Raw genomic sequence first — 15,840 nt, 5'->3', positions numbered from 1 at the left:
TCAAAACATTGTTTTCAGACGCGGCATAATTCGTCGGGTTAATCGCCCCTCTGGAAACCGAATTTGATGGGAGAATGCGGAGATCAAAGAGCCAAAATGTGAATTGTTTGAGGCAGCGACGTGACTAGAATTAGACGTTGCCTAATTGCCACAACGGTTTTATTAACCCTAACAGAAGCCTAATCAGCAATATATCGACTTTAAACTTAGTTATATTCAAATTAAACCGAAATTACATTGCGAATAAAAAATCGCCCAATTCTTTTGGGGCTGCGTGACAGCTTGCGATTTGCATCTATATCCAGCACATAGGGAATATATGAGCAAATGCAGGTCCGCCGTGAGAGAAAATATACAAAAGACCGTCTTGATAACAGGAGCCGCCCGCAGGCTTGGCCGGGCAATCGCCACCGATCTTGCCGCGCACGGCTTTGCGATTGCGGTGCATGCCAATGAATCCATGGCCCAGGCGGAGGAATTCGCTAACGAAATAAGGCAGAAAGGTGGCAGGGCCGCAGCCGTTCAGGCGGACCTCACACAATCGGCGTCAACAATGGCGCTTGTCGAAAAGGCCGCTTCAGCCCTCGGGCCGATTGGAGTCGTGGTCAACAACGCCTCGGTTTTTCTGAAGGATTCGGCGGAAACGCCCGACCCCGAAATTTTCGATGCACATTTTGCAGTTCATGTGCGAGCCCCTTCCCTCATCGCTGCCGCCTTTGTCGAGCAACTGCCCTCGGACCAATCCGGGCTGATCGTCAATATCATCGACCAGCGCGTGCTCGCGCTTAACCCGCGTTTTTATTCCTATACGCTTTCGAAATCGGCGCTCTGGACGGCGACTCAAACCATGGCGCAGAGCTTCGCGCCACGAGTACGAGTTAATGCCATTGGCCCTGGACCGACCTTCAAAAACGAAAGACAGGCGCCCGAGGACTTTCAGGCACAAATCGACGGCCTTATATTAAAGCGTGGTCCTGCGCCGGATGAATTCGGGCGGACGATTCGCTTTCTTTACGACACGCCGTCGGTCACCGGACAAATGATCGCGCTCGACGGCGGCCAGCACCTCGGCTGGGAAACCCCTGACGTGGCGGAGATAAATGAATGAACGGAAAGAAGCTGCCTGATGGCGGTATTCTCTTCGATGACACCGATGACGACGACGACGATGCAAGCCTTGCCGCAACGGAAACGGCCGAGGTTTCGCGCGACGTCGTTGGCATGGACTGGAATGCGGGATGGAAAAACGAATCCGGCCTGAAGGGCATGGATCTGATCGCGGAGTTCGTCAAGCACCTGCCGAATTCACCGGGTGTCTATCGCATGTTCAACGAGGCGGGCGACGTGCTTTACGTCGGCAAGGCGCGCTCGTTAAAGAAGCGCGTCGGCAATTACGCGCAGGGCCGCGTGCATTCCAACCGCATTGCCCAGATGGTGCGTCTCACCACGCATATGGAATTCGTCACCACCCGCACGGAGACGGAAGCGCTTCTGCTTGAAGCGAATCTCATCAAGCGTTTGCGGCCGCGCTTTAATGTGCTTTTGCGTGATGACAAGTCGTTTCCCTATATCCTCATCACCGCCGACAATCGCGCGCCGGCCATCTTCAAGCATCGCGGCGCGCGGGCTCGCAAGGGCGACTATTTCGGTCCCTTCGCGTCGGCCGGCGCTGTCGGCCGCACGATCAATTCGCTGCAGCGCGCCTTTCTCATTCGAACCTGTACGGACAGCGTGTTCGAAACCCGCACGCGCCCCTGTCTTCTTTACCAGATCAAGCGCTGTTCCGGGCCCTGCACGCACGAGGTGAGCGACGAGGGCTATGCGGAACTCGTCAAGGAAGCCAAGGATTTCCTGTCCGGCAAGAGCCAGAGCGTCAAGACCGCCATTGCGCGGCAGATGAACGAGGCTTCCGAAGAACTGGATTTCGAGCGCGCCGCGATCTATCGCGACCGGCTGGCTGCACTTTCGCATGTCCAGAGCCATCAGGGCATCAATCCCGCCGGCATCGAAGAAGCGGATGTCTTCGCCATTCATCATGAAGGCGGCATTTCCTGCATTCAGGTGTTCTTTTTCCGCACCGGGCAGAACTGGGGCAATCGCGCCTATTTCCCGAAGGCCGATCCCTCCCTGCCCGGCTCGGAAATCCTCAACGCGTTTCTCGCGCAGTTCTACGACGACAAGCCGGTGCCGAAGCAAATCCTGCTCTCCGAAGCGGTCGAAGAACAGGAACTCCTGGCGGCTGCCCTCGGTGAAAAAGCCGGGCACAAGGTGACGATCAATGTGCCCCAGCGCGGCGAGAAGAAGGACATTACCGACCATGTTCTGGCCAATGCCCGCGAGGCGCATGGCCGCAAGCTGGCGGAAACCTCGTCTCAGGCGCGGCTGCTGAAAGGCATGGCGGAGACGTTCAATCTTCCCTATGTGCCGCGCCGCATCGAGATTTACGATAACTCCCACATCATGGGCACCAATGCCGTGGGCGGCATGGTGGTGGCGGGCCCGGAAGGGTTCGTGAAGAACCAGTACCGCAAGTTCAACATCAAATCGACCGACATCACGCCGGGCGACGACTTCGGCATGATGCGCGAGGTGATGACCCGCCGCTTCTCGCGCCTGCTGAAAGAAGAAGGCAAGCCGGATCGCGACCGCGTACCGACCCCGGAAGAAGCCGCTGATATGCCCTTCCCCGCCTGGCCGGACGTGATCCTGATCGACGGCGGTCAAGGTCAGATGACCGCGGTGCGCGCCATTCTCGACGAACTCGGCATTCGTGACTGCGTGACCGCGATCGGCGTGGCGAAGGGTGTCGACCGCGAGGCGGGCCGAGAGCGGTTCTTTGCCGATGGGCGCGCCGATTTCTCGCTGCCACCGCGTGACCCCGTGCTTTATTTCATCCAGCGTATGCGTGACGAGGCCCATCGCTTCGCCATCGGCTCGCACCGGGCACGGCGCAAGAAGGAAATGGTGCGCAATCCGCTGGATGAAATTTCGGGAATCGGTCCGGGACGGAAGCGCTCCCTGCTGCAGCATTTCGGCACGGCAAAGGCGGTTTCCCGCGCCGGCCTCAACGATCTGATGGCTGTTACCGGCATTTCGGAGACGGTGGCGCGACAAATTTACAATCACTTCCACGAGAGCGGCGGCGATTGACGCAGAACGGTGGGACCGAACTGCTAAAAAAACATAATCACGTGTTGACGCTATGCCCTGGCGGCGGCATCAAGACAGCTGATCTCAGACTGACAGGTTTCCCATGGCTTCGCGCGCATACAGCATCCCCAACCTCCTGACCTACGGTCGCATTCTCGCGGTTCCTGTCATCGTTTTGTGCTTCTTCATCGAGGGCAAGCTGGAGAGCTCTGACTTCGCGCGCTGGACGGCGCTGTGGCTATTCATCATCGCCTCGCTGACCGATTTCCTCGATGGTTATCTGGCCCGCATATGGAATCAGACGTCCAATATCGGCCGCATGCTGGACCCGATCGCCGACAAGCTGCTGGTCGCCTCCGTGCTGCTTCTGATGGCGGCGGATGGCACTATTGCGGGCTGGTCGCTGTGGGCCGCCATCACCATACTCTGCCGTGAAATTCTGGTCTCCGGCCTGCGTGAATATTTGGCAGCGCTGAAGGTCAGCGTTCCCGTGACACGCATCGCCAAGTGGAAGACGACGATCCAGATGGTCGCCATTGCGTTCTTGCTGGCAGGTCCGGCGGGTGACAAAGTCCTGCCCTATACGACTGAGATGGGCATTACGCTTCTCTGGCTTGCGGCTGCACTTACCATGTATACCGGCTATGATTACTTCAAGGCCGGTCTCAAGCACATCGTGGACGAAGACTGATGACACGCATCGTTTATTTCGCCTGGGTTCGCGAGAAGATCGGCACGGATGAAGAGGAGCTGGATATTCCCTCGTCCGTCACCACCGCGGGCGAGCTGATCGCCTGGCTCACAACCCTCGGTGAAAATTACGAGGCCGCCTTTGAATTCCCCGATGTCATCAGGGTGGCCGTCAATCAGGAACATGTCGAGCATGACGAGAGCATTGCCGGCGCGCGCGAGATCGGCATTTTTCCGCCCATGACGGGGGGATGAGCGGATGCAGAAAGTCGTCGAACCGACTGTGCGCGTGCAGGCAGAAGACTTCGACGCTGCCGATGAAACACGCCTGTTAACGCAGGGCGACAAAAGCATCGGCGCCGTCGTGGCCTTCACCGGGCTATGCCGCGACGATGGCGGTACGCTGGCCGCACTGGAACTCGAACATTATCCCGGCATGGCGGAAGCGGAAATCACCCGCATTGCCAAACTTGCGATGGAGCGCTTCGGCCTGCTTGGCCTCACCGCCATCCACCGCCACGGCAAGATTGCCACCGGCGAAAACATCGTCCTCGTCATCGCCGCCTCATCTCATCGACAGGCCGCCTTCGATGGCGCCAATTTCGTGATGGACTATCTCAAGACGTCAGCACCGTTCTGGAAAAAGGAACATGGCAGGGATGGCGCGACGGGCGACTGGGTGGCTGCGAAGGCGACCGACGATACGGCCAAGGACAAGTGGCGATAGCGCTTTTGTCTTCTCGCATTTCCGGCCGGAAAACCGGGGCCCACTTTTCCCCTAGGCTGCTTCGACCCGGCTGCGCAGGACGATCAGCCAGCCGACCAGCAAGGCCAGAACCGCCGCATCCCGCCAGGCGGCGGGGCCGTAACCGACCCAGAATGTTTCCGCAAAACCAATGGCTGCCGCCCCCAGGCCGCAGATGAGCGGGCTGGCATATCCGCCCGCCGCCGAGATCAGCACGACTTTCAGGCCGAAAACGAGACCGGCACCAAAATCCATGGTGCCGTAATAAAACGTGGCGAGCACGCCGGCAATGGCTGCCACGAAACCCGCCGCGCAATAGGACAGCAGAAATATCCTGCCCGCGTTCACCCCCAGGAGCGAGGCGGCCAAGGCATCGTCCGACACGGCCTTCCAGCGCCTGCCGAAAGCGGAATGGCCGAGATAAAGCGAACCTGTGAGAATGAGCAGGCAGAAGAGGGCCGTATTCAGCATCTGAATGGGTGTCAGGGTGACGGCAAAGCCGCCTTCGACCCAGAAACGTACCGGCTGCGATAAAAGCGGCGGCAGCCACAATTGCCTTGTATCGGCGGCGAGCCTTGCGCTTTCCGTGAGCGCAATCAGCACGCCGATGGAGGCCACGGTCACCGCGTTGGGAGAGGCCTTTGCCAGCGGCCGCATGACCGCCCTACCGATGAAACCCGCGGCCCAAAGCCCGCCGAACAGGCCGGCCCCTGCCCCCAACGCCAATGTTGCCGGTAGAACCAGCCACAGCCGGTTCCAGCCGAAATCAGCGAAAAGCAGGCATGTCTGGCCGGCAAAAGCGAATATCGCGCCATAGGTCACATCGGCCCGTTTCGTGACCGAAAAGGCGATGGCGTAGCCGAAGGCCAGAACCGCATAGAGGGCTGCGACCGGCACGGCATTCAGCAATTGTTGCAGGAAATAAGCCAAGCCCGTCCTCCCGCCGGAATTATAACTGTTAAAAAGCTCTTTACCAGTTATAATATGTGCATGACATTTCGCTGGACAGAACATCGTTTCGCAGGGGGAGCATTGGCACTTGATGTCGCCAATAGCGTGATCCTGCGCTCGGACGCGGCAAGAACACTCGACCGCTTTGCCGTGCCGGAACAGATCGTCACCTTCGCCGAAGCAGCGACACGGCTTGGTATGGAGCGTGACAGGTTCCCCGCCCTCATCGCGCCGGAAGCGGACAAACGGCCCATTTTCCTCGAACTTCGCGAGGCGATCGACGATCACTTCCGTTCGGCTGTCTCCGGAGGGGCTGTCGATGATGGCAAGCTGGCCCGCTTTCTCTCTGTCGGCGGCACGGCGCTGCGGACATTTCCAACCTCAGAAAGTCTCGCCAACGCCACCGTTCATTCCGCCCTGTCGCTGCTCGCCGGCGAGACGCGGCAACGGCTGCGGATCTGCGGCAATTGCGGCTGGCTGTTCATCGACCGCAGCAAGAACAGAAGCCGTATCTGGTGTGACATGGCGGTGTGCGGTAACCGGCAAAAAGCCAGCCGGCATTATCACCGCAAGAAGGAGGCGCAGCCGTGAGAATTGCCCTGCCCCTGCTGCTGGCGATTGCGGCAATGCTTTCGCTTTCCGGTTGCCAGCGCGATGAACCACGTGAAGTGGCAAAGCTTTCCGGACGCATGTTCGTCTTCAATTACCGCGTCGCCGTCGCCACTTATCTGGTGACGCTTCAGCGTATTGCCCCTATCCGCGATGGCAGCAGTGTGGAAGCGGCTTTCGAAAACCCGCGCGGAGGGCCTGACCTCGTCACCCGGGAGAGGATTTTTCCGAAGGACGAAAAGATCACCGTTCAGAGCCCGCCGGTCGAATGCGTGAAGCAGGACCGGCCCTACAGGGTCACCGTCCAGATCAAAGGGCCGGATGGCGATACTCTGCAGACGATCGAGACCACTATCCGCTCCGATACCGACCAGTCGGCTCTCCCCGCCAAGCCGCTGGTCGTCGGCCCGCTCTACACGCCCAATCCGGAGGTGTTCAAGGCTGACGGTTCGACGGATATGCGGCCGGTTCAGGGGTGCCCGGCGTCGTAGAGAGCGAGGTAACCTTCTCGCCTGTCAAAAAAAAACGGAGCCTTTCGGCTCCGTTTTCTCGATTCTTTTCAGCAGCTTCACCCAATCGCCTGAGAGGGCGATTCAAGCCGTTGAGATTTTAAATCAGCCGACGATTTCGGTTTCGGCGAACCAGTAGGCGATTTCCTGTGCAGCGGTTTCCGGAGCGTCGGAACCGTGAACGGAGTTTTCGCCGATGGAGAGCGCGAAGGACTTGCGGATGGTACCTTCAGCGGCCTGGGCCGGGTTGGTAGCGCCCATGATTTCGCGGTTCTTGAGGATGGCGTTCTCGCCTTCCAGAACCTGAACGATGGTCGGGCCGGAAGTCATGCCTTCAACCAGTTCACCGAAGAAGGGGCGCTCTTTGTGAACGGCGTAGAAGCCTTCTGCTTCGCGCTTGCTCATCCAGACGCGCTTGGAGGCGACGATGCGCAGACCGTTGTCTTCAAATACCTTGGTGATCGCGCCTGTGAGGTTACGCTTGGTTGCGTCCGGCTTGATCATCGAAAATGTGCGTTCAATCGCCATGTGTCCGTTTCCTTTTCCTTCAGAGAAAGTGGGCGGTCTTTACCCGCCCAAAAGCCCGAAAACAAGGGGGATCAACGAGATTGCGACGATGACGGCAGACATTTCACGCCGCTGTCACACTGCGGCCCCTTGCATCGTAGAGATCGAGACAGCCTTCGAACCAGTCTCGGACCGGGTCGTTATCCGCAAACAGATCCGCCCCGGTGGTGATGCGCGCCCATTGCAGTGCGCCGAATACGATATAGTCCGCAAACAGCGGCGACGTGCCGCCAATGAAAGGTTGGAAACTCAACATACGGCGGATCGGCGCCAACAATGCGGGAAAGGCAGCGATTTCCGCCTCGCGGTTGGCCACCACATCTTCCAGCGGCCGGCCGAGCGCCTTTGTCCTGCTGTCGCGGAAATAAACGCGGTCCGGCTCGTCGAGCATATTGTGGATATCGAGCACGGCGATACGGGTGATGGCCGGGTGAAGCACCGTCTGCGACCAACTTTCGACAAAACGGGCCATCGCCCTGCCTCCCTCCCCGTCAAACAGCGACGGCCGTTCCGGGTAAGCCTCGTCAAGATAAAGCGCGATTTCGAAACTGTCGCTCACCAGCTGGTCGCCATCGCGCAGGATCGGCACGGTCTTCGAAAACCCATCTTCCACCGTCGGGACAACCGTGAAAGGCAAGGGACGTTCCTCGAAATCCAGCCCCTTATGGGCCAGCGACAGCACGGTTTTCCAGCAATGGGGAGAAAACGGTCGGGAAATATCGCTTCCGCACAACGAGTAAAGCGTTCTGGAAGTCGTCATGGGCTGCCCTCTTCTGCAATATCGATGAAGCGATATAAGAACGGCGCGGCGATGAAATCAAATCAGGATTTGTCATACGATCGATCAGCAAACGCATTGGGTCCGTGCGTCTATCCGACGTGAAATTTTTCACTTCGCAGCGCTACAATTTTTCCTAATTCAATCAATTTTAAACCGTTGCTTGTAAGAATAACGCCATTCAACAATCGGTTATTGCCGGTCTATTCATAATAATTTCTCGGGTTTGGGGCTGTCAGTGACGACATCGGCGGGCGATAAAAAACGTGATCAGGCGAGAAGTTCTCTTGTCGTTACAAAAATCACCCAGTTCATCGCCAAGATGAACATTGCACCGTTGCCGCGCAATTATGAACTGATATACGAAATATTGTCGGGTCATAACCCGGCGATGGGTCGCGACATTCTCGCGCTCGGCAACGCGCCACAGCAGCACGAGATCGATCTTATCGGCCAGCGGCACAATCTGCCCGGCTTTTCCCGGATCGAGGCCGAACAGATGGCCAGCGCAGCCTTCGATACGCTGACGCAGATTTCCGCGCGGCTGGAGGCGAGCCTTCAACGTACCGCGACTTTCATGGACGGCCTCCAGCACGACGGGGATGGTGAACCGCCGGTATCGGAACGTTTCCTCGAGCTTTTGGGCGATATTCGCGAGGAACAGACGAGCCTTCGGCATTTCATTGCCATGGGACTGGTGAAAATCCGCGAAGCCGAAAGAAACCGGATGGAACTTCAAGCGGCTTCGCTGCGCGACAGCTTGACGGCGCTTCCCAACCGGGCAGCCTTTCTGGAAAAGCTCGGCACCCTCTTTGCGAAGGAACGGGCCGCTTCCGCCACCTCGCTGGTATTGCTCGACATCGATCATTTCCGCGAAATCAACGGCAAATACGGCTCTTCCGCCGGCAACAAGGCGCTGCGACGGCTCGCCGCGCTGTTTCGCAAGACCATCAAGAAGGACGATTTCGTCGCTCGTATCGGTGGCGACGAATTCGCGTTTCTGTTTACCGGGGTGCCGCAGAACACGGCTGAGGCCATTGCCGAGCGGCTGCGGCAAAGCGTGGAGGCCCTGCGCTTCGCGACCAGCAGCGGCGATGGCGAGCATCTGACGGTTTCAATTGGCGTTGCGGAAGTGGACGGTGCCGCCACGCCCGCCGAATTTTTCGGCCAGGCCGAACTCGCCCTGCTTTCGGCCCGCAGCGGCACGCGCAACTGCGTTGTCGGCTACTCGCGGGAGGTGGCGCAGCACAGCCGCAACAGCTATCTGGCGCAACTCGGCTCCTGAAGCGGCATTCTGTTATAGTGTGGCGCGGGCGCTCTTGCCTTGGCCGGACAGTTCGGCCAAAACGGCGCCATGATTACGATTACCGATCTTTCCGCCCGCATCGCCGGGCGTCTGCTTCTTGACCATGCCAGCGTGACGCTTCCCGCCGGCGTGAAGGTGGGCCTTGTTGGCCGCAATGGCGCCGGCAAATCCACCCTGTTCCGCGTCATCACCGGCGACTTTTCGGCGGAAAGCGGTTCGGTAACGATCCCGAAGCAAGCGCGCATCGGCCAGGTGGCCCAGGAAGCACCGGGCACGGAAGAATCGCTGATTTCCATCGTGCTTTCCGCCGACAAGGAGCGCAGCGCGCTTCTGGCCGAGGCGGAAACCGCAACCGATCCGCACCGCATCGCCGAAATCCAGATGCGGCTTGTTGATATCGACGCCCATTCGGCCGAAGCCCGTGCATCGAGCATTCTTGCCGGTCTCGGTTTCGATCACGAGGCACAACTTCGCCCCGCCTCTTCCTTCTCCGGCGGCTGGCGCATGCGCGTGGCGCTTGCCTCCGTGCTGTTTGCCGAACCTGACCTTTTGCTTCTGGACGAACCGACCAACTATCTCGATCTCGAAGGCACGCTCTGGCTGGAAGATTACATCAGGCGTTATCCGCATACAGTCATCATCATCAGCCATGACCGCGATCTCCTCAACAATGCCGTCAACTCCATCGTGCATCTGGACCAGAAGAAACTGACCTTCTATCGCGGCGGCTACGATCAGTTCGAGCGCCAGAAGGCCGAAAACGACGAATTGCAGATGAAGGCGAAGGCAAAAAATGACGCCGCGCGCAAGCACCTGCAAAGCTTCATCGACCGTTTCCGCGCCAAGGCCACCAAGGCCAGGCAGGCGCAGAGCCGCATCAAGGCGCTGGAGCGCATGGGCACGGTTGCCGCCGTGATCGAAGATCATGTCCAGCCTATCACCTTCCCCGAGCCGGAAAAGCAGCCCGCATCCCCCATCGTCGCCATCAATGGCGGCGCCGTCGGTTACGAGCCGGGCAAATCCATCCTGAAGCAGCTCAATCTCAGGATCGACAATGACGACCGCATCGCGCTGCTCGGCTCGAACGGCAACGGTAAGTCCACCTTCGCGAAATTCATCTCCGGCCGGCTTGCTCCGCAGGCGGGCGATCTTCGTGTGGCTCCCGGGCTTAAGATCGGCTTCTTCGCGCAGCACCAGCTGGACGATCTCGTGCCGGATGAAACGCCCGTCGAACATGTGCGCAAACTGATGCCGCTGGCACCGGAAGCGCAGGTGCGTGCACGCGTGGCGCAGATGGGTCTTGCGACGGAAAAAATGGCGACGGCGGCGAAGGACTTGTCCGGTGGCGAAAAAGCTCGCCTGCTGATGGGGCTTGCGGCCTTCCATGCGCCGAACCTGCTGATCCTCGACGAACCGACCAACCACCTCGATATCGACAGCCGCCGCGCGCTGATCGAGGCGCTGAATGACTATAACGGTGCCGTCATCCTCATCTCGCACGACCGCCACCTGATCGAGGCGACGGTGGACCGGCTGTGGCTGGTGGCCGACGGCACGGTCAAGTCCTTCGAAGGCGACATGGAGGAATATCGCGACCTCGTCGTTTCCTCCGGCCGGAAGAAGGACGACAAGACCGAGGCCGCTCCCGATCAGGCTTCCAAGGCCGACCAGCGCAAGGCCAATGCGGAAAAGCGCGCCCAGCTGGCGCCGCTCAAGAAAAAGATCAATGAAATCGAATCCCTGACGGCAAAGCTTGAGAAACTGATTCAGTCGCTCGACAAGGAGCTGGCGGATCCGGCCCTTTATGAAAAGGCCCCTGCGAAGGCTGCCCAGAAAGTGAAGGAACGTGGTGAGGCCGCTGCAAAGCTCTCCGATGCGGAAGAGCAATGGCTGCTGCTTTCCAGCGAATATGAGGATGCGATGGCGGGCTGAGCGGCACCGTCATCGCGTACACCGCGCCGTAGCTTCCATGAAGGCAAGCTAGGCGCACGCCCGGCGGGACTGCAGCCGCGCAAGCGGCACAGCAGGGGAATAAAGATAACCCTGCCCGAAGCGTATGCCCATCTGCATGAGCAGCCGGCTCTGCTCTTCGGTTTCTATGCCTTCCGTTACCAGCTTTGCGCCGTAACGCTCGGCGCTTTCGAAAGCGAGCGCTATAGCGTCCCTGAACCGCGATTGATCGAGCCTCGACGTCATCCAGTGGTCGATCTTGACTTCTTCGAATGGGAAGCGCGCCAGCAAGGTCAGCGCGGCATAACCCGTTCCGAAATCATCCAGCGCGAGCCGCACGCCTGCGGCAATCAAAGCATCGAAATTCTGCTGCACGACATCCGTCGTCGGTATCTTGCTCATTTCCGTCACTTCGATCGACAGGCGATGCGCCGGCACCGCAATATCCTGAAGCAGCGCCACGACGCGGTCAGCGAAATGCACCGTTGCAAAAGAAGAAGCGGATATATTGACCGCCAGATGGAAATCCGCCTCGAGCCCATGGAGGTCACGAAGATCATTCGTCACTGCCTCGATCGTCGACCATTCGAAATCCGCCAATAGCCGGTGACGTTCTGCAATTTCAAGCACGTAATAGGGCGAAAGCGCCTGCCCCCGCGCATCGACCGCCCGCAACAAAGCCTCGGCTCCGATCATTCGGCGATTGCGGATTTCGAATTTTGGCTGGTAGCAGATGGGTGGCCGCCCGGTTTTGATCCAGTTGACGAGCATCTGCCGCACCGCCTCGTCGCGTGTGGCTTTTTCGGCAAAGGAGAAGGGGAAAATCTGCACCGGATGATCGCTTCCCTTGAGCGCTAGGCTGAGGTGCCTGAGGAAGGAGGCGACGTTCCGTTGCGAAAGCTTGTCCAGATTTGCCGCGCCGATTTTGAGATGCGGGACCGGCCCTGCCTCCGCCGAACGACAAAACGTGCTCAAACCCTCATGCAGACGCATTATGAGTTTCGTACTTTCGGACTTCTCAAGAGAAATCGCCTGCATGACGACTGCGAGTGTCGTATCGCCGAACATGAAGCTACAGGGCGCATTGGTGTCGCAAAGGACGCCGTAGTCCCCGTCGCAGATCTCCCGCGCCAGCCGGGGCCAGAAAAGATCGCTCCAGTCTTCTCCCTCGCAAGCGGCGACATCGGCAATATTGACGATCTCGATCAGAACAAGGGCGTGCGGAACCGCCGATTCCTGCCGCATGACTGTTTCCACATGGTCCTTGAGGGCCCGCCTGTTGGGCAGACCAGTCAACGAATCCGTTCTTGCTGCCTCCTCTCGTTTCCTTGCCTCTTCCCGGCCCCGCGCCTCGCTGCGCAGCAGGATGAACAGGCAGACGATCATCGGCAGACCAATGGAGGCGGCGCCTACCGTCCGGCGACCGAGTGCGCTGACGAACAGTGCCTGATCGATCAGACCCAGCGCGAACGAAATTGTAATGGCCAGAAGTGCAGTCAAGAATCTGGCCGCGCAAACGATAAGAATATCCCGGTTTCCAATATCGGCGAGACGCCGGTTGCGCATCCAGCCATACATGGCGATGCCACAGGCCGAAATGACGACCATGTCCTGCAAGGCCGCAACAAACAGCGCGGGACCGCCAAAGACATATCGCCCGAGCGCCACCAGAACCAAGGTGATCAGCCCGCCTTGCCATGAGCCCAGCAGCCCCGCAAGAAACAGCAATTCTGTGCGGATGTAGGGCTTGGAGGGCAGTTTGATGAATTCGGAAACCAGCATCGCGAGCAGAAACCCCGCCATGCCGAACACGATGCCATAATAGATCTTATAGCGGGGATCCTCGAGCGCGATGTTTCGCCGGAGGAGAATCAGCACGGACACCATGCCGACAACGGCTGCCGCCTGAAGCAGGAGGAAGGGAAGTTCGGCAGCGGATGCTGCCGCTTGTGCGGCGATCAATTCCATCATCTGCATTACCTGTCATTATGTGTTGTGGCACCGGAATTCCGGTTCATGGACTTCACAACTCCCGCTCCGTGCGGGACTTATCAAACATCGCCCAGCCTTCAGCCGCCTATGCCGACATCGCGGCTTCGGCGTCATAAAGTCCTGTTGGCCCGGCAATCGCGTCCATATGGCCGGAGGCCAGCACATCCATCAATATGTAGAGATTGTAGAGGAAGACGCCGGAAATCAGCCCATACGTATTGAATTGGCGGTTTATTCCGTCGACTTTCTGAACGATGCCGAAAAAACGGTCAGATTTAAACAAAATCGCCACAACTCGATCTCTGATATATTTATTTTAGAAAAATAAAACTCGAATAAGTTGGAAATATACATTAAATACTTCATTTAAACAGCCACCAAAATGGAAAATTCAATTAAAAATGCATTATTAATTGCCATATATTTCAGGTCACGCAGAAATGCGAAGTCACTGTCGAGATGTCGCGCTTTCTGGAAAGACCATTCGCGCCGAAACGATCGCCTTGCTCCTTCGGGCGTTTCTGCTAAAAACCTGTAAAAATCACACTTTATCTCAGACAGCACTCACACACGGGTTTCTCTCCATGTCAGCAACCAAGCTTGCCATCGTCGGCGTCGGCAAAATCGTTCGCGACCAGCATCTTCCCGCCATCGCAGGCAATCCGGATTTCGAATTGATCTGCACCGCAAGCCGCCACGGCACCGTGGATGGTGTTTCTTTCTATGGCACCATCGAGGCCATGCTGGAGGCGGAACCGGCAATCGATGCGGTGTCGCTGTGCATGCCCCCGCAATATCGTTACGAGGCGGCTTATGCGGCGCTGAATGCCGGCAAGCATGTTTTCCTCGAAAAGCCACCGGGCGCGACACTTTCGGAGGTGCAGGATCTCGTTCGTCTGGCGGACTCGAAAGGTCTTTCGCTGTTTGCCAGCTGGCATTCCCGTTATGCGCCGGCAGTCGAGGCGGCAAAGGCGTTTCTGGCCTCGACGAAAATCGACAGCGTGCATGTCATCTGGAAAGAGGATGTCCGCCACTGGCACCCAAACCAGGCATGGATCTGGCAGGCCGGCGGTCTCGGCGTGTTCGATCCCGGCATCAATGCACTGTCGATCATCACCCACATCCTGCCGCGCGCCCTGTTCCTGACCAAGGCGACGCTGGAATTCCCGGAAAACCGCGACGCCCCGATCGCCGCCGACCTGCATTTTTCCGACGTGACGAAAATGCCTGTCCATGCCGAATTCGACTGGCGCCAGACCGGCAAGCAGAGCTGGGACATCGTTGCCGAAACGGCAGCAGGGCAAATGGTGCTTTCGGAAGGGGGCGCGAAGCTCTCGATCAACGGCGAGGAAAAACTCTCTCAGCCGGAACGGGAATATCCGGCCCTTTACGAGCGCTTCGCCGAGATCATCAAGACTGGCCGCTCCGACGTCGATCTCGCGCCGCTGACCCATGTGGCCGATGCCTTCCTGCTCGGCCGCCACAAATTCGTGGATTCCTTCTACGACTGAGAAGCGGGAAAGCTTTCCGAAGGATAATGCCTTTAGAGGGCGCGGCTGACGAAACGGTCGCGCCCTGATTTTTTGGCCTGATACAGCGCTTCGTCGACGCTTCGCAACAGCGTCGAGCGATCCGCGCCGGCCTGCGGCGCGATGGCGCCGCCGATACTAAGACGCGCCAGCACGCTCTCGCCCTCGACGTGGAACGGTTGCCGAAACGCGTGGAGTAGTTTTTCGGCAAGGCCGCTGATGAGCGTGGATGAATCCGGGCGCGGCACGAATATTGCAAATTCGTCGCCGCCCATGCGCACAACCACATCTTCTGCTCTTATAGCATCGCGGATACGGGCGGAGGCTTCGACCAGCACCCTGTCTCCGGCCGCATGGCCAAGCGTGTCATTAATCGTCTTGAAGCCGTCGAGATCAAGATAAAGAACGCCGAACGTATCCTTCTCGCAAAGGGCCGCACCCAGTTCCAGATCAACGATCGCGTCCAGGGCCTTGCGATTATAAAAGCCGGTGAGCGGGTCGGTCATTGCCGCGTCCCGCAATTCGCGAGCGGCAAGGCTCATCGTGAAATTCGCCTTCTGCAATCTCAACAGCGCGCCCGCAAGCGTCGCAAAATACTTGAGATTATCGACCTCGGCAGCTGTGTACTGTCGCACATGCGGGTCGAGCAGACAAAAAGTGCCGACGACCAGACCCGGCTCGAGTTCGATCGGAGCGCCGGCGTAGGAGCGCAGGTCAGGCGCACCCTTCACGTAAGGCAAAGACCCGAATTCAGGATGGGCGGTCAGATCCGTAACGGTCAGAACATTCTGCGTAACGACCACGCGGTCGCAGATCGCGATGTCACGGGAGCATTCCTGAAATTGAAGCCCCGCCTGCTCGGCAATGTGGAGCCAGTCCTCATCCAGAATATGCACCGCCGCACGCGCGACACCGAATACGCCCTGGGCCAGTTGTGAGATTGCTTTCAATTCGGCGGTTTCCGCATTCTTGAAGGCCACAACCGACCGCACGGCTACCAGTCGCTCCAACTCCAGATCCGGTCGTGGCATCATCCCTCCCATCACACATCCTTTTCCATGCTG

At 58.5% G+C, this 15,840-nt stretch carries 16 protein-coding genes; 10 read left to right on the top strand and 6 right to left on the bottom strand.

Annotated elements, in window-relative coordinates; all coding sequences use genetic code 11:
• Window positions 1-319 precede the first annotated feature (319 nt).
• From ACFVTJ_RS08600 to ACFVTJ_RS08580, 5 genes are all read left to right on the top strand, one after another.
• Complete coding sequence (locus tag ACFVTJ_RS08600; RefSeq protein WP_386906377.1) at window positions 320-1,108, top strand: SDR family oxidoreductase; 789 nt, start codon at window positions 320-322, stop codon at window positions 1,106-1,108.
• A complete protein-coding gene (gene uvrC / locus ACFVTJ_RS08595) occupies window positions 1,105-3,150 on the top strand; it encodes an excinuclease ABC subunit UvrC (RefSeq protein WP_386906375.1) in 2,046 nt (681 codons plus the stop codon). The genes ACFVTJ_RS08600 and uvrC overlap by 4 nt, the downstream gene beginning before the upstream one ends.
• 103 nt (window positions 3,151-3,253) lie before the next feature.
• Window positions 3,254-3,841 carry a CDP-diacylglycerol--glycerol-3-phosphate 3-phosphatidyltransferase gene (gene pgsA, locus ACFVTJ_RS08590; RefSeq protein ID WP_046798832.1) on the top strand — a complete coding sequence of 196 codons (588 nt, stop codon included), beginning with the start codon at window positions 3,254-3,256 and terminating at the stop codon, window positions 3,839-3,841.
• The gene (gene moaD / locus ACFVTJ_RS08585) at window positions 3,841-4,095 is read left to right on the top strand and encodes a molybdopterin converting factor subunit 1 (protein ID WP_386906374.1); all 255 of its coding nucleotides are present in this window, start codon (window positions 3,841-3,843) and stop codon (window positions 4,093-4,095) included. The genes pgsA and moaD overlap by 1 nt, the downstream gene beginning before the upstream one ends.
• Window positions 4,096-4,099: 4 nt before the next feature.
• The gene (locus tag ACFVTJ_RS08580) at window positions 4,100-4,567 is read left to right on the top strand and encodes a molybdenum cofactor biosynthesis protein MoaE (protein WP_386906372.1); all 468 of its coding nucleotides are present in this window, start codon (window positions 4,100-4,102) and stop codon (window positions 4,565-4,567) included.
• A 51-nt stretch (window positions 4,568-4,618) separates the two neighbouring features.
• Here ACFVTJ_RS08580 and ACFVTJ_RS08575 read toward each other — a convergent pair whose 3' ends face one another.
• Window positions 4,619-5,515, bottom strand: coding sequence for a branched-chain amino acid ABC transporter permease (locus ACFVTJ_RS08575; protein WP_386906370.1), 897 nt, complete (start codon window positions 5,513-5,515; stop codon window positions 4,619-4,621).
• A 54-nt stretch (window positions 5,516-5,569) separates the two neighbouring features.
• Here ACFVTJ_RS08575 and ACFVTJ_RS08570 point away from each other — a divergent pair, with 54 nt between their 5' ends.
• Complete coding sequence (locus ACFVTJ_RS08570; protein WP_386906368.1) at window positions 5,570-6,127, top strand: CGNR zinc finger domain-containing protein; 558 nt, start codon at window positions 5,570-5,572, stop codon at window positions 6,125-6,127.
• A gap of 35 nt (window positions 6,128-6,162) precedes the next feature.
• The gene (locus ACFVTJ_RS08565) at window positions 6,163-6,636 is read left to right on the top strand and encodes a hypothetical protein (protein ID WP_386906916.1); all 474 of its coding nucleotides are present in this window, start codon (window positions 6,163-6,165) and stop codon (window positions 6,634-6,636) included.
• Between the two features lie 123 nt (window positions 6,637-6,759).
• Here ACFVTJ_RS08565 and ndk read toward each other — a convergent pair whose 3' ends face one another.
• The gene (ndk, locus tag ACFVTJ_RS08560; RefSeq protein ID WP_003502118.1) at window positions 6,760-7,182 is read right to left on the bottom strand and encodes a nucleoside-diphosphate kinase; all 423 of its coding nucleotides are present in this window, start codon (window positions 7,180-7,182) and stop codon (window positions 6,760-6,762) included.
• Between the two features lie 103 nt (window positions 7,183-7,285).
• Entirely contained in the window at window positions 7,286-7,981 is a 696-nt protein-coding gene (locus ACFVTJ_RS08555) for a glutathione S-transferase family protein (protein WP_386906365.1), read from the bottom strand.
• A gap of 256 nt (window positions 7,982-8,237) precedes the next feature.
• On the opposite strand from ACFVTJ_RS08555, the gene ACFVTJ_RS08550 reads away from it, so the two are divergent.
• Window positions 8,238-9,284: a GGDEF domain-containing protein gene (locus tag ACFVTJ_RS08550; RefSeq protein WP_386906363.1), complete on the top strand. Its 1,047-nt coding sequence runs from the start codon at window positions 8,238-8,240 to the stop codon at window positions 9,282-9,284.
• Window positions 9,285-9,353: 69 nt separating this feature from the next.
• On the top strand, window positions 9,354-11,237 hold the full coding sequence (locus ACFVTJ_RS08545; RefSeq protein WP_386906361.1) for an ABC-F family ATP-binding cassette domain-containing protein: 1,884 nt from the start codon (window positions 9,354-9,356) through the stop codon (window positions 11,235-11,237).
• A 48-nt stretch (window positions 11,238-11,285) separates the two neighbouring features.
• Here the strand turns inward: ACFVTJ_RS08545 and ACFVTJ_RS08540 are convergent, their stop codons facing one another.
• Together ACFVTJ_RS08540 and ACFVTJ_RS08535 are read right to left on the bottom strand one after the other, a co-directional pair.
• Window positions 11,286-13,226, bottom strand: a complete 1,941-nt coding sequence (locus ACFVTJ_RS08540) for an EAL domain-containing protein (protein WP_386906360.1) — start codon at window positions 13,224-13,226, stop codon at window positions 11,286-11,288.
• Window positions 13,227-13,332: 106 nt separating this feature from the next.
• Window positions 13,333-13,539, bottom strand: coding sequence for a hypothetical protein (locus ACFVTJ_RS08535; RefSeq protein WP_386906358.1), 207 nt, complete (start codon window positions 13,537-13,539; stop codon window positions 13,333-13,335).
• 292 nt (window positions 13,540-13,831) lie between these two features.
• Here ACFVTJ_RS08535 and ACFVTJ_RS08530 point away from each other — a divergent pair, with 292 nt between their 5' ends.
• Complete coding sequence (locus tag ACFVTJ_RS08530; protein WP_386906356.1) at window positions 13,832-14,758, top strand: Gfo/Idh/MocA family protein; 927 nt, start codon at window positions 13,832-13,834, stop codon at window positions 14,756-14,758.
• Window positions 14,759-14,790: 32 nt separating this feature from the next.
• Here ACFVTJ_RS08530 and ACFVTJ_RS08525 read toward each other — a convergent pair whose 3' ends face one another.
• On the bottom strand, window positions 14,791-15,819 hold the full coding sequence (locus ACFVTJ_RS08525; protein ID WP_386906355.1) for a diguanylate cyclase: 1,029 nt from the start codon (window positions 15,817-15,819) through the stop codon (window positions 14,791-14,793).
• Between the last annotated feature and the right edge of the window lie 21 nt (window positions 15,820-15,840).

Origin of the sequence: Agrobacterium sp. NPDC058088 (genome assembly GCF_042885035.1) — a bacterium.
GTDB lineage: Bacteria > Pseudomonadota > Alphaproteobacteria > Rhizobiales > Rhizobiaceae > Agrobacterium.
Note: the sequence above shows the minus strand (reverse complement) of the source record. Positions and strands in the feature narration are given on the sequence as shown.

What these genes read in the sequence shown, in the direction of transcription:
- ACFVTJ_RS08600 (WP_386906377.1), top strand. Translation starts at nt 320, where the DNA reads ATGAGCAAATGCAGGTCCGCCGTGAGAGAAAATATACAAAAGACCGTC.
- uvrC (WP_386906375.1), top strand. Translation starts at nt 1,105, where the DNA reads ATGAACGGAAAGAAGCTGCCTGATGGCGGTATTCTCTTCGATGACACC.
- pgsA (WP_046798832.1), top strand. Translation starts at nt 3,254, where the DNA reads ATGGCTTCGCGCGCATACAGCATCCCCAACCTCCTGACCTACGGTCGC.
- moaD (WP_386906374.1), top strand. Translation starts at nt 3,841, where the DNA reads ATGACACGCATCGTTTATTTCGCCTGGGTTCGCGAGAAGATCGGCACG.
- ACFVTJ_RS08580 (WP_386906372.1), top strand. Translation starts at nt 4,100, where the DNA reads ATGCAGAAAGTCGTCGAACCGACTGTGCGCGTGCAGGCAGAAGACTTC.
- ACFVTJ_RS08570 (WP_386906368.1), top strand. Translation starts at nt 5,570, where the DNA reads ATGTGCATGACATTTCGCTGGACAGAACATCGTTTCGCAGGGGGAGCA.
- ACFVTJ_RS08565 (WP_386906916.1), top strand. Translation starts at nt 6,163, where the DNA reads ATGCTTTCGCTTTCCGGTTGCCAGCGCGATGAACCACGTGAAGTGGCA.
- ndk (WP_003502118.1), bottom strand. Translation starts at nt 7,182, where the DNA reads ATGGCGATTGAACGCACATTTTCGATGATCAAGCCGGACGCAACCAAG.
- ACFVTJ_RS08555 (WP_386906365.1), bottom strand. Translation starts at nt 7,981, where the DNA reads ATGACGACTTCCAGAACGCTTTACTCGTTGTGCGGAAGCGATATTTCC.
- ACFVTJ_RS08545 (WP_386906361.1), top strand. Translation starts at nt 9,354, where the DNA reads ATGATTACGATTACCGATCTTTCCGCCCGCATCGCCGGGCGTCTGCTT.
- ACFVTJ_RS08540 (WP_386906360.1), bottom strand. Translation starts at nt 13,226, where the DNA reads ATGATGGAATTGATCGCCGCACAAGCGGCAGCATCCGCTGCCGAACTT.
- ACFVTJ_RS08530 (WP_386906356.1), top strand. Translation starts at nt 13,832, where the DNA reads ATGTCAGCAACCAAGCTTGCCATCGTCGGCGTCGGCAAAATCGTTCGC.
- ACFVTJ_RS08525 (WP_386906355.1), bottom strand. Translation starts at nt 15,819, where the DNA reads ATGGGAGGGATGATGCCACGACCGGATCTGGAGTTGGAGCGACTGGTA.